We start from the raw sequence: 13,294 nt of genomic DNA, 5'->3' as shown, positions 1-13,294 counted from the left end.
GGAGCAGACTATCTGAGCTTGGGCGAATTAAAGTTGGCAAAGGAATATTTCATGAAGCGAGTAAGACAGGCTCCGGCAGAAGCTAATTACTATCTTGGAGAAATTGCTTTTAAAGAAGGTAACATGGCTGAGGCAAAACAAAATTTTGAAGCAGCAGTAGCCGCTAATCCGGAATCAGCCTTAGGAGCTATTGGATTGGCTAAATTGGAGTTGAAATCAAATCCAAAAGCTGCCGAAGATCAATTGAAAGAGATTCAGAAGAAAAATAAAAAAGATGTAACTGTAATTTTAGCAATAGCTCAGGCTTATCTTGATAATGGTATGAAGGATAAAGCCATGGAAAAATTACAAGATGCTCGTAAAGCAGACAAAAAATCTCCGTATATATATATATTCGAAGGAGATATTCTAGCTAAAGAGAATAAACCTGGAGATGCAGCAATGCAATATGATCAAGCCATCAACTTTGATGCTAGTTGTGTACTTGCTTATATGAAGGGTGCAAAAGTATATGAATTTATCAATCGTAAAACAGCAACAGATATGTTGAAAAAAGCGATTGAGATTAATCCTGAATATAAAATAGCATACAAAGACCTTGCTCAGGTATCTTATCGTGATGGTTTTTATCCAGATGCTATTGCTGCCTATAAAGAGTATTTTAAAGGTGGAGATTATACCGTTGAAGATATAACTTATTATGCCTCTGCTGAGTATTTTACTCAACAATATGATGAAGCTAAAGCTTTAATAAATGAAGGTCTTAGCAAAGAGGCGAACAATTTTGTATTGAATCGTTTGTCATTATATACTAATAATGACCTGAAAGATTTTCCAGCAGCTGTAGCGGCCGGAGATAAATTCTTTAGCATACAAAGAAAAGATACTGTTAAGTATCTAAAACAGGATTATCTGGCTTATGCTAATTCTTTAAGCGAAACAGGTAACAAAACTAAAGCTATCGAACAATACAAAAAAGTTGCTGAATTAGATCCTTCTAATGTAGATGTATACAAAGAAATTGCTACAATTTGTGCAAATGAAAAAATGTATGCTGAAGCTTCTGAATTCTATAAGAAATATATAGAACTAGCTAGCGAAAAAGTTGATGCTCAAGATTTTTATCAATTAGGATCATACTATACTAATGCGGGTAGAATTGCAAAAGTAGATACAGTTGCTATGACTGCAGATCAGGCTAAAGCTAAAGCTGCAGAATATTATAAACTGGCTGACGGAGCTTTTGCTACTGTGTCGGAAAGAATGCCTGATAGCTATTTAGGTTACTATCAAAGAGCTCGTGTTAATTTCGAATTAGATCCTGAGAGTGAACAAGGGTTAGCAAAACCTCACTATGAAAAAACTATTGAAGTTATTCTAGCTAAAGGCGATGCTGATAATAATAAAATATTAGTTGAAGCATATAGCTATTTAAGTTATTTCTATTATCTACAATATGATAAGACTAAAAAAGCTGAAGATAAGGCTAATGTGAAATTATATGCAGAGAAAGTTCTTGAACTAGACCCTGAGAATTCGAATGGTAAAGCCTTGTTTGAATTTGCTAATGGCAAATAAGTAAGACAGGTATAATAATATAATAACCCGGAGCAAAATGTTCCGGGTTATTTTTTTTGAATAAAACTCATTAGATAAGGAAAAAGCTGTATCTTTGTATCCAATTAAGTGGATAGATTTGTATTGATTGCAACCACATGAAAAAATGCTAAACCATTTTCTATTCTGCGCTATCTATACATCTCTTTCCTGTTTTATTTAACAGTAATAATTATTATATAATGAGTTATCTATTTACATCTGAGTCTGTTTCGGAAGGACATCCAGATAAAGTAGCAGACCAGATATCAGATTCTTTGTTAGATGAATTTCTGGCCTATGATGCTAATTCGAAAGTAGCATGTGAAACATTGGTTACAACAGGTCAAGTGATATTAGCTGGAGAGGTGAAGTCGAAAGCATATATTGACATCCCTGAAACTGCGCGTAAAGTAATAGAGCGTATTGGGTATACCAAAAGTGAATATCAGTTTGAGGCCAAGTCATGTGGCGTATTATCGGCAATACATGAGCAATCTGATGATATAAACAGAGGCGTAGACGGAAAGATAGATCCAATGGATCAAGGAGCAGGTGACCAAGGTATGATGTTTGGTTATGCAACTGCCGAGACTGATAATTTTATGCCTTTAGCATTAGACTTATCACATGCATTATTAATAGAGCTGTCAGCTATTCGTAAAAACGAATTGGAACTGATGCCGTACCTTCGCCCTGATGCAAAATCGCAAGTGACAATCGAATATGACGACAATGGTTCTCCATTGCGTATCGATACTATAGTTATCTCTACACAGCATGATGAGTTTGGCGATGATGCGACTATGCAGCGTAAAATTAAAGAGGATGTTATCAATATACTTATTCCAAGAGTAAAAGAAAAATACAAATTTAGAGAAGATATTGTTTGTCTGTTCAATGATAATATCACTTATCATGTCAATCCTACAGGACGTTTTGTTATAGGAGGTCCACATGGTGATACCGGGCTTACAGGTAGAAAGATCATCGTTGATACTTATGGAGGGAAAGGTGCTCATGGTGGCGGTGCTTTCTCTGGTAAAGATCCTTCTAAAGTAGACCGTTCGGCAGCATATGCAGCTCGCCATATCGCGAAGAATCTTGTTGCAGCGGGAGTCTCTCCTGAAATCCTAGTGCAAGTATCTTATGCAATAGGTGTGGCAAAACCTATGAATATTTATGTAGATACTTATGGGAAAAGTAATCTTAATATTTCTGATGGAGACATTGCTAAAAAAGTAGAATCTTTATTTGATATGCGTCCTAAAGCTATTGAACAAAGACTTAAATTGCGTAATCCAATTTATGCAGAAACAGCTGCTTACGGGCATATGGGGCGTGAACCACAGATAGTAACAAAATTATTTCGTTCTCGTTATAATCCGGAAGGAATAACTCGTGAAGTAGAACTCTTTACTTGGGAGAAGCTGGATTATGTAGATGCAGTAAAAAAAGAATTCGGTTTGTAATATGCAAGAAGTACATATTCTGATTTCCAGAATATGTACTCTCTTTATTATATAAAAAATAATGTCCGTTTTGGTGAAAGACTCCATATCATATATAAGTAATATCGGACAGGATAGCATCGATTATAAAGACTCTATCCAGCAATCACCTTTTTCTATAGGTATTATAAAGGGTGAAATTAATGGTCTTGTAGATAGGCAGACTATTAATAATACATATACTCTTGATGATAGTAGCAAAAAAGATTTTAGACATGAAGGAGTTCGACACCCTTTTGCTATAGAGCAATCAGACAGTATATTTGGATTATTGCTGTTATGTTTTGTCCTTTTTGCACATTTATATCATGGAGGATTTGCCCATTTGAAAGAGAATATATCTATTTTATTTTCTTCAGATAAGAATAAGCGAATATATGGTCAGACTACTGCAAAGGAGATAATCTACAGCTATTTTCTCATTTTTCAGACGGTAGTGCTTTCTTCTGTTTGTATATATAATATTTTTATTCAATTAGATACTTTTTCGGAAGGAAATGGAAATCCTCTGGTTTCTATATTTTCCTTTATTTTGTTTATTTGCCTATTTCTGGGGATCAAAGATTTTATATATATCTTATTCGGATATATTTTCGATATGGACAGAGAGATGAAGGGATGGAGGCGCACTTATATTACTGCGATAGAAATATTAGGGATGCTTTATTTTATCCCAACTTTGTTTCTTGTATATGCAGATTACTTTCATCTTCAGATTGTTATTTTCATGTTAATTTTATTTCTTATAGTTCAATTAATACTTTTTTATCAAATAATAGTCTTTTTTATTAGAGAAAAATTTAACTTTTTGTATTTGATTGCCTACCTTTGCACTTTTGAAATATTACCCTATATATTTCTAATAATAGGATTAGCGTATTTATATAAAATTGACGTTTTTAATATACTATGACTTTAAAAATCAAGCGGGTTTTGATATCTCAACCTGCACCTATTACTGAAAAATCTCCATATTTTGATATTGCTGAAAAATATCATGTACAGATGGACTTTCGACCCTTTATACGAGTCGATGGTTTAGATGCCAAAGAATTTAGACAGCAACGTATAAATATTCAAGATTATACTGCTGTTGTATTTACAGCTAAAGTAGCTATAGATCATTTCTTCGCACTATGTGAGGAATTTAGAATTACAATGCCTGAGACGATGAAGTATTTTTGTATTTCTGAATCTGTGGCTTTGTACCTTCAAAAATATATTGTTTATAGAAAACGTAAAATATTCTTTAGTACAACCGGTAAGATGGATGGCCTGGGAACAGCTCTGACCAAGCATAATAAAGACAAATTTATTGTGCCTGTATCTGATGTACATACCGAGGATCTTACGGCTGTTCTTGACGAAAAGAAGGTTGATTATACTAAAGCTGTGATGTATCGTACTGTAAGTAATGATATTACCGAGCAGGAAATTATGTCGTATGATATGTTAGTGTTTTTTAGCCCTGCGGGAATCGTTTCATTGTTTAAGAATGCACCTGATTTTAAACAGGGAGATATAGCAATCGGCTGTTTTGGCGCATCTACAGCAAAGGCTGTTCGTGATGCCGGATTGAGACTAGATTGTGAAGCTCCGCTTCCGGGTGTTACGTCAATGACGGCAGCGCTTGAAGATTATATAAAAGAGAATCATAAAGCAAAGTAAATTATTGCGAGATATAATTGGAAAGAGCTTAACTTATATCGTTAGGCTCTTTTTTGTACAGATACCTATGGTGATTACAGATAAAGATCTAGGAGAAATCAGGCTTGTAAAAAATGTACAAGCACGACGAATTATTGTTCGTCGAAAAGATGGTTGCTTGCAGTTAACATATCCTTCGGGAGTTACTATGTCTTTTATAGAAAAGACCATAGTTGAAATGAAGCCCCGTTTGTTAAAGCTATTAGAAAAGGCTCCTAAATCACAATTATTCACACCAGATATCGAATTTAGAACTTTTAGCTTTGTTTTAAACTTGATAGAAAGTAAATCGACGAGTAATTATTACATGAAGCTAAAAGATGCAGTCTTGACGGTTTCCTGCCCCATTGGCATAGATTATGGAGATGCTCAAGTTCAATCAACTATAAAAAACTTTGTAGAAAAAGCTCTTCGCTACGAGGCTAAGCGTTTATTTCCTGAGAAAGTAAAGTATTATGCGCAAACTTTTGGTTTTTCGTTCTCTACAGTAAAGATAAATAAAAGCCGTACACGATGGGGGAGTTGCTCTTCGAAGAAGAGTATCAATCTTTCATATTATTGTATGCTGCTTCCGGAGCATCTGGTCGATTTTGTAATATTACACGAGTTGTGCCATACTATAGAAATGAATCATGGTGAGCGATTTTGGCAATTACTTAATCAAATAACAGGCGATAAAGCTAAAGGGCTTACCAAAGAATTGAAAGCCTTCAAAATGAATTGGTAATTATTTATTCGGAAAGTGACTTTTCGCTAAAGCTTAGAGGCAATAAAGTTTTTATAGATTCTACTTCATATATCTTTTCTTCTCCATACATTACGATTCTCAAAGGGGAATCGAATCTGTTTTCTATTTCAACCATTGTTTGTCTGCATCCGCCACACGGGCAACAAGGGCTATCGGTAAAACTTCCATTGTGAAGAGCTGCTATGGCGATTGTTGTTATCGCTATATCCGGATACTGACTATTAGCAGAGAAGATGGCGACACGTTCAGCGCAGAGCCCCGACGGATATGCTGCATTTTCTTGGTTGTTTCCTGTGACGATTTTTCCATTGGCAAGCATAATAGCAGCCCCTACATGAAACCCAGAATATGGCGCATATGCCCCTTTTGTAGCTGATTTTGCTTCATCTATAAGTTTTTTTATATCTTCTGTACTTTCTTCGTATCCGTAAACGAGTATCTTTGTAGTTAAATTTAAACTTTCCATTACGATCGCAGTTATTATATAAACATATAAATATATGAAAAAAACGTATTACCTGAACGTCTCTATCCGATTAATTATATTATCAGGGTTCTTATTATTTACTACTGTTTCTGCTTTTGCTCAGGCAAAACGTTATAAAATATATGATGACTACATTGATACTTACAAGCATATAGCGATAGAACATATGAAAAAATATAAGATTCCTGCAAGTATAACTCTAGCGCAGGGATTATTGGAGTCTGGAGCCGGGAAAAGTTCCCTAACTCAGAGTTCAAACAATCATTTCGGCATCAAATGTCATAATGATTGGACTGGAGGACGCGTTTATAAAGCCGATGATAATCCTAACGATTGTTTTCGAAAATATAAAAAGGCCGAAGATTCGTATGAGGATCATTCTCGTTTTTTGGCGGATAAGCAGCGTTACCGCTCGTTGTTTTCTCTTTCTATAACAGACTATAGAGGATGGGCCAGAGGTCTTCAACAGGCAGGTTATGCTACGGATAAGGCTTATGCTAATAAACTTATAAAACTTATAGAGGATTATCAGTTGTATCAGCACGACAAGAAAGGATCGGGTAAGGATAAAGAAAAAGAATATTCTGCACAGCAAAGAGTAAAAGAATATAAACATGTTCCATACAAAACGCATAACTTGGTATATGTCATAGCTCAGGATGGCGATACTTATGAGGGAATTGCTGCTGAATTCGGATTTAAGCCTAAAGATCTTTATAAATATAATGAAGTACCCGAAGGTTTTCCTCTAAAGGAGGGAGATTTGGTTTATTTCGAAAAGAAAAAATCGAAAGCGGATAAACCTTATTACGATCATGTAGTCCAAGTAGGCGAATCTATGCATAGCATATCGCAATTATATGGTTTGAAAGTCAAGAATCTTTATAAAATTAACAAGAAAGACTTCGAGTATGTCCCTGAAGAAGGTGATGTATTGAAGTTAAGGTAAAATTAAAACACAAACTTAAAATGAGAATTTTTTTATTGACGATTATTTTTGTAGCACTAGCAATGGGAGTGCAGGGACAAGACGAAAAGGATAAACTAGTAGATGGGAAATGGACCTTGAAAGGGGTGACTGGAGTAAATCTCTCCCAAACGGCAGTCAGTAACTGGTCGGCCGGAGGTGAGAATGCAATGGCAGGAACCGCATATCTAAATGGAACATTAGTTAGGAAAAGTGGTAACTGGCTTTTTTCTAATGCTCTAGCTCTGGAATATGGTTTAACAAATACGAAAACTCAGGGCACTCAGAAAACAAGCGACAAGATCGATTTTACAACTCAACTTGGTTATTCGACAGATAATAAGTGGTATTATACTGTCATGGGAGATTTCAAATCTCAGTTTTACAAAGGTTATAACTATCCCGACAAAGAACATTATATATCTAATTTCTTTGCGCCTGCCTATTCCAATATCTCTATAGGTATGGAGTATCGGCCTAATACCATCTACTCTGTATATCTATCGCCACTGGCTGGTAAACTTACTTTTGTAGAAGATGATTACCTATCGAGTATTGGTGCATTTGGTGTTGATCCGGGTGATAGATTTAAGGCTGAAATGGGAGCCTACCTCAAAGCTCGGATGGAAAAGACGATAATGGAGAATGTAAAATTGATATCTACACTGGATCTTTTCACTGGCTATGATGATTCTTTTGGAAATGTAGATGTTAACTGGGATCTTTTACTCAGTATGAAAATTAATAAATATCTTTCTGCTAGTGTAAATACTACATTAAAATATGACGATGATGTAAAGATAGCCCATGAGGATGGAACAATAGGCGGTCCAAAAGTACAGTTCAAGGAAATGATCGGTCTGGGAGTCGCTTATAATTTCTAAGAAATAAATATGTATAAAAAATGGTATCGATTTATTGTCGATGCCATTTTTTTATTTAATATGAGAAATCTAATAAACAATAAAAGCGAATGACTTTGTTTGTCGGTTGCTGATTTTGTATTAATTTTATACAATTAACCTATTTAATATAAGAGTATGAATAAGTTTCTTCTAATCTCATTGTGTACCATAGTTTCGGTTTTTACGTTTGCTCAAGAAAAAGCTGAATATTTAGCAGGTGCTGTTCCTGAAGTTGATGGTAAAGTAGTTTTTTCTAGAACTGTGAAGGTCAAAAATGATATTTCAAAAGCGACCCTTTTCGACCTTATGTATAAATGGGCGAACAAAAAATATAATAACGAAAATAGCGAGAAAGGCTTAACTAATCGTGTTCTGCTCTCTGATAAAGAGCAGGGAGATATAGCCTGCGGAGGGGAGCAATATCTTGTATTTAAGAAAAATGCTTTTGTCCTAGACAGAGCAAAAATGTCATATCAGCTTTTACTGGCAATTGATCAAGGAAAATGCGATGTGATTGTCAGGAATATACGTTATGATTATTCGGATAACAAAGAGGTTATTCCGGCCGAAGAGATGATAACAGATAATGTTGCATTGAATAAAAATGGAGATAAACTTAATAGGTATTTCGATAAGTTCAGGATACAGACAATTGATAGTCTAAATGCTATTATGACAGGTATTGATGTTTACCTGAATGGAACAAACACAAGCGGGGCCGTTGCTTCTGTCTCCACTGTGCCGGTTGTAAATGAACCGGTACAACAATCTGTAAGCCCGGTTGTAAATAATGATATTACGCCTATTAGTGTTGCGGGTTCTCTTTCTACAGATATGCCCGGATTTAAGAGAGTGAGTGCAGATAAAATACCAGGGAATTATATAAAACTATTGAGTGATTGGACCTTGATTACATCAGGTACTACTGATCAAACAAATGTGATGACAGCCTCGTGGGGCGGTTTAGGTACATTTTGGGAAAAGCCTGTAGCTTTTTGTTTCCTAAATCCAACGCGTTATTCAGTGCAAATGATGGATAAAGGAGAATACTATACAATATCATTCTATACGGAGGCCTATAAAGAAGCCTTGAGATATTGTGGTTCTGTGAGTGGACGTACAACCGATAAGATAAAAGGTTCGGGATTAACTCCAATCAAGACACCTTCAGGTGCAACTGCTTTTGCTGAAGCTTGGATGATATTGGAATGTAAAAAAATTGTTTCGCAGCAAATGTCTTCGGATGCTGTTGTCGATAAGAATCTACCGAATGATTGGACAAAGGATGGTTTTCACAAGATGTATATCGGTGAAATATTAAATGTTTGGATTAAATAAAAGAGATTACCTATTTATGCTTTTCTTAAGTATAAGTATTCTAATGTTTCATAATTTAGAAATGTGTCGTCGAGCATATTTCAGAATATAATTGTAAAGTCTATGAGAAAAATAGCATTAATTACAGGAGCTACTTCGGGTTTGGGGCGAGCCATTGCACTACGCCTTGCAAAAGAAGGCTATGATGTGATTATCACCGGCCGCCGAAAAGAAAGATTAGAAGAGTTGGAAAAAGAAATTGAGATTAAATACGAATCCAAAGTTTATTCTCTTTGTTTTGATATAAGGGTATATAATCAAGTGGAAGATGCTATAAATAGTTTGCCACAAGATTGGAAAAATATAGATGTATTGGTGAATAACGCAGGTCTGGCAGCAGGTCTCGATCCTATACAAAAGGGAGTCGTAGATGATTGGGAGAGGATGATCGATACCAATGTCAAAGGTTTACTTTATATAACCCGTATTGTTTCACCGGGAATGGTAGAGCGAAAGAGCGGGCATATAATAAATATGGGGTCTATTGCCGGTAAAGGGGTTTATCCTAACGGCGCTGTTTATTGTGCTACTAAATATGCTGTAAATGCTTTGAGCCAAGGTATGCGTATGGATATGTTACCTTATGGTATTCGTGTGACCCAGATATGTCCCGGAGCTGTAGATACTGAGTTTTCATTGGTGCGTTTTAAGGGAGATAAGAGCCGGGCTGATCAGGTGTATGAGGGTTATGACTCTTTGATTGCTGATGATATTGCTAATGCGGTGTATTTCGCTGTTACGCAACCTGCTCATGTAGATATTCAGGATGTGTTGGTAATGCCTACGGCCCAAGCTACAGGAAATATGTTCCATAAGGAGGAAAAGAAGTAATAATACAGAGTTGGAGATATAGAGTGTGTCTTTTGTTAGGCGCACTCTTTTTTTTACCTTTGTGCTCTGTTGAAAATTTTATCTTCTGATCCTCTGTTTAAAGACGTAATACTTTCTTGATATTATGTGCACAAGATAGAGTAGGATAGGATTGAGGTAGCCAAAGAAAAAGAAATTATGCGTATAGATATTATAAGTGTGTTGCCGGAAATGTTTACCGGATTGATTGATTGTTCAATTCTGAAAAGGGCCCAAGAAAAGAAACTTGCCGAGATAGTTGTGCATAATTTAAGAGATTATGCAACTAATAAGCATCGTAATGTCGACGATTATCCCTTTGGTGGGGAGGCTGGGATGGTTATGCAGATAGAACCTATTGATAATGCGATTTCAGCATTAAAGCAGCAACGTAGCTATGATGAAGTTATCTATACTTCGCCTGATGGTGAAGTTTTCAATCAAAAGATAGCGAATCAGATGTCTTCCTATAAAAATATAATAATTCTTTGCGGTCATTATAAAGGGATCGATTACCGTATACGCGAGCATCTTATAACACGAGAGATTTCAATTGGTGATTATGTTCTGACTGGTGGAGAATTGGCTGCTGCTGTTATGGCAGATGCGGTCGTGCGTCTGATTCCTGGCGCTATTGGAGACGAGCAATCGGCATTGTCTGATTCGTTTCAGGATAATCTTTTAGCTCCACCTGTATATACTCGTCCGGCAGAATATAAAGGTTGGAGAGTACCCGATGTCTTACTTTCAGGCCATCAGGCTAAAATAGATGAGTGGAAATTGCAGCAGGCTATAGAGCGTACCGAGCGCCTGCGTCCCGATCTGTTAGATAAAAAAGATTAAAATTGAACCTTTACGATTACACGCTCTGTGCCTGTCGTCCAGCGAGGACCGGATCTAATAAGGCGGATGGCTTCATTGTCGGATGTTCCGCAAAGGCTATATTTTACATCAAATAAAAATGGTTGTCCTAACGAGTTGACGGAAAATTCGACTGCGACCTTACCTTTTCTGTCTTTACATATATCGTCTGTAGGTCGTCTGAGCGATTTCTTGAGATATTCATTATATTTTTCATATCCACCTATAGGCTCAGGTTTTCTGCTCTTTGTTTCATCATCAGTCGAAGTTTGTTCCTCGAAGTCTTCAGGTACATATATTTCGATTGGAGTCTCATTTTTCCTGTTTATCTCTTCCGATAAGATTTCCAATTCTTCTCGATGATCTGTTGTTTCATTCTCATTTATCCTGAATTGAGAAATATTGGGTTTATAAGCTCGGACTATTTCAGAATTTTTTTGAGCTATTGTTGTTATATTTTCAGCATAATATGTTTCAGGTACATATACTTCTATTATGGCACTGTTACTCAATTCTTGCGCATGCAATCCCGATTTATGATAGTCGGTAAGGAAATACCCTCCCAAGCCAACGATAAAAACGACAGCAGCAGCTGTTTGCCAGATTTGATTATTCCGTACTGTTTTATTTTTTGCTTTAAGGCGTTTTTGTATATTGCTGATACGTTCTATATGGTTGTCATCGATGCTGTCAAAGCCTTCTATAGCTTCATACAAAAACGGATCCCTCATCGAGCTCTTTTCAATTCGATGGGCATCTTTACCTCTCCTTTGTCCGTTTATGTAATCTAAAAATTTCATTCCTTTAAATTTTTTTCGATGCAAATTTTCAAATTCCGTTTACCGTTTTGTATATAACTTTTTACACTTTTTAGGTTAAAACCGGTTTCATCAACAATGTCTGCATAAGATTTGTCCTCGTAAAAAAACTTCTCTATCGATACTCTTTGAGGTTCGGGGAGTTTCTCCATACATCCATTTAGAATATTCTCTTTTTCCTCATCTTTACTTTCACTAAATAGAGCTAAAGTATCGTCAGATTCCATAAGCTGCGAATCGAAATTAACAATAATTTCTTTCTTATTTTCTCTCAGTATATGGAAGCAATGATTTTTTACTACGCTGTAGAGCCAATTTTTAAATATCTTAATGTCATAATCCTGGATTCTTTGAGAAAGGTTTTCGTATATATCTATTACAGCATCTTGAGATTTCTCTGGATTTTGTAAATACTTTAAACAAAGACCATAAATAAGGGGGATATAACGCTCGTAAAGAGTCTGAAAATATTCAGCCTTACCAGTGTTTTTCAATAGAGACAAGAGTTCTTCGTCGCTATGTTCTTTCTTCTTATTATTTAAACTAAAGAATTGCAATCAGAATCTTTTTTGCACAAATCTACAAGATTTTGCTCAAAATCCAAATAATTATCTGATTTACATTATCAATAGAAGGGAAAGTTATTTGCGTGGGATTATGCTTGGGTAAAGGGTTATGTGGTATACACGAAAGTAGAAATTATTTAGATTGGATATCAAAATTGTGCGTTTTAGTTAAAAAAATGATCTTAAAATTGGCTATCTATATGATTTTGTGTAAATTTGTATTTAAATAATAACGAGTTTAATTTTTTAACAAGCACCCATTATGAAAGAAAAAATTGGAACAAACGCAGGTATTATTTGGGCTTACCTAGATGCAGAAGGAAGTAAACCTCTTAAAGAGATAAAAAAAGCATGTAAACTGACTGAAAAAGATATGTATGCTGCTTTAGGATGGTTGGCAAGAGAAGGCAAGATTGCCTTTAATGAACTGAAAGACGACTTACAGGTCGTTTTGTTGTAAAAAGAGAGTAAAAACTTTAAATAAAAGAGGCGCTTATTATTGATATAAGTACCTCTTTTTGTTTTTATTTGCTAATGCAACTATTTTAAATAATTTAGAGAGATAATAATTTTGCTAATTCGCTGCTAATTCTTATTTTTGTCTAGCATTTTAGCTGCTTTATGACTGAAAAAGATGAAAAACTTCTAGCTGAGTTTGAGATACGGATGCGACAGCTAATGTATCTGTGCGATGCGTTAAAGGAAGAAAACGCTTCTCTGAAACAAGAGTTAACGCAAAAGGAACGAGCTGTGGAAGATTTGATGTCGCAAGTAGAGACGCTGAAAACAAAATATGACAATTTGAAGTTTGTGAAGTCTTTTTCTTCTGAAGGAAATGAGGAAGTACAACAAGCCAAAAAGCGATTGTCGAAATTAGTGCGAGATGTAGATAAGTGTATCGC

15 protein-coding genes are annotated in these 13,294 nt (G+C 35.5%); 12 read left to right on the top strand and 3 right to left on the bottom strand.

Annotated elements, in window-relative coordinates:
* From JGH11_RS16010 to JGH11_RS15990, 5 genes are all read left to right on the top strand, one after another.
* The coding region (locus tag JGH11_RS16010; RefSeq protein ID WP_201113479.1) for a lipopolysaccharide assembly protein LapB at positions 1 to 1,578 on the top strand (1,578 nt) is incomplete at its 5' end.
* A gap of 221 nt (positions 1,579 to 1,799) precedes the next feature.
* Positions 1,800 to 3,068 (top strand): methionine adenosyltransferase, encoded by a 1,269-nt coding sequence (gene metK, locus JGH11_RS16005; protein ID WP_201113477.1) that lies wholly within the window; start codon positions 1,800 to 1,802, stop codon positions 3,066 to 3,068.
* Between the two features lie 73 nt (positions 3,069 to 3,141).
* Positions 3,142 to 4,020, top strand: a complete 879-nt coding sequence (locus JGH11_RS16000) for a DUF4271 domain-containing protein (protein WP_370567616.1) — start codon at positions 3,142 to 3,144, stop codon at positions 4,018 to 4,020.
* On the top strand, positions 4,017 to 4,775 hold the full coding sequence (locus JGH11_RS15995) for a uroporphyrinogen-III synthase (RefSeq protein WP_201113475.1): 759 nt from the start codon (positions 4,017 to 4,019) through the stop codon (positions 4,773 to 4,775). The genes JGH11_RS16000 and JGH11_RS15995 overlap by 4 nt, the downstream gene beginning before the upstream one ends.
* A 67-nt stretch (positions 4,776 to 4,842) precedes the next feature.
* Positions 4,843 to 5,541, top strand: coding sequence for a M48 family metallopeptidase (locus JGH11_RS15990; RefSeq protein ID WP_201113473.1), 699 nt, complete (start codon positions 4,843 to 4,845; stop codon positions 5,539 to 5,541).
* Positions 5,542 to 5,545: 4 nt separating this feature from the next.
* On the opposite strand, the gene cdd is transcribed toward JGH11_RS15990, so the two are convergent.
* Positions 5,546 to 6,028, bottom strand: coding sequence for a cytidine deaminase (gene cdd, locus JGH11_RS15985; protein WP_201113471.1), 483 nt, complete (start codon positions 6,026 to 6,028; stop codon positions 5,546 to 5,548).
* A gap of 34 nt (positions 6,029 to 6,062) precedes the next feature.
* Between cdd and JGH11_RS15980 the strand changes: the two genes are divergently transcribed.
* From JGH11_RS15980 to trmD, 5 genes are all read left to right on the top strand, one after another.
* A complete protein-coding gene (locus JGH11_RS15980) occupies positions 6,063 to 6,998 on the top strand; it encodes a glucosaminidase domain-containing protein (RefSeq protein WP_201113469.1) in 936 nt (311 codons plus the stop codon).
* Between the two features lie 20 nt (positions 6,999 to 7,018).
* Positions 7,019 to 7,900: a DUF3078 domain-containing protein gene (locus JGH11_RS15975; RefSeq protein ID WP_201113467.1), complete on the top strand. Its 882-nt coding sequence runs from the start codon at positions 7,019 to 7,021 to the stop codon at positions 7,898 to 7,900.
* A gap of 156 nt (positions 7,901 to 8,056) precedes the next feature.
* On the top strand, positions 8,057 to 9,259 hold the full coding sequence (locus JGH11_RS15970) for a DUF4468 domain-containing protein (RefSeq protein WP_201113465.1): 1,203 nt from the start codon (positions 8,057 to 8,059) through the stop codon (positions 9,257 to 9,259).
* 102 nt (positions 9,260 to 9,361) lie between these two features.
* Entirely contained in the window at positions 9,362 to 10,129 is a 768-nt protein-coding gene (locus tag JGH11_RS15965; protein WP_201113463.1) for an SDR family NAD(P)-dependent oxidoreductase, read from the top strand.
* Positions 10,130 to 10,306: 177 nt separating this feature from the next.
* A complete protein-coding gene (gene trmD, locus JGH11_RS15960) occupies positions 10,307 to 10,990 on the top strand; it encodes a tRNA (guanosine(37)-N1)-methyltransferase TrmD (protein ID WP_201113461.1) in 684 nt (227 codons plus the stop codon).
* Here trmD and JGH11_RS15955 read toward each other — a convergent pair.
* Positions 10,987 to 11,808, bottom strand: a complete 822-nt coding sequence (locus JGH11_RS15955) for a hypothetical protein (protein WP_201113459.1) — start codon at positions 11,806 to 11,808, stop codon at positions 10,987 to 10,989. The genes trmD and JGH11_RS15955 overlap by 4 nt on opposite strands.
* Positions 11,805 to 12,383 carry an RNA polymerase sigma factor gene (locus JGH11_RS15950; protein ID WP_201113457.1) on the bottom strand — a complete coding sequence of 193 codons (579 nt, stop codon included), beginning with the start codon at positions 12,381 to 12,383 and terminating at the stop codon, positions 11,805 to 11,807. Before JGH11_RS15950 ends, JGH11_RS15955 begins: the two co-directional genes overlap by 4 nt.
* Before the next feature lie 271 nt (positions 12,384 to 12,654).
* Between JGH11_RS15950 and JGH11_RS15945 the strand changes: the two genes are divergently transcribed.
* The gene (locus tag JGH11_RS15945) at positions 12,655 to 12,852 is read left to right on the top strand and encodes a winged helix-turn-helix domain-containing protein (RefSeq protein ID WP_201113455.1); all 198 of its coding nucleotides are present in this window, start codon (positions 12,655 to 12,657) and stop codon (positions 12,850 to 12,852) included.
* Between the two features lie 206 nt (positions 12,853 to 13,058).
* Positions 13,059 to 13,294, top strand: a 236-nt coding sequence (locus JGH11_RS15940; protein ID WP_236264039.1) for a hypothetical protein, incomplete at its 3' end; no start/stop codon positions are given.

This window comes from Dysgonomonas sp. Marseille-P4677 (assembly GCF_016652235.1).
Classification (GTDB): domain Bacteria; phylum Bacteroidota; class Bacteroidia; order Bacteroidales; family Dysgonomonadaceae; genus Dysgonomonas.
This window is presented reverse-complemented; position numbering and strand designations above follow the sequence as displayed.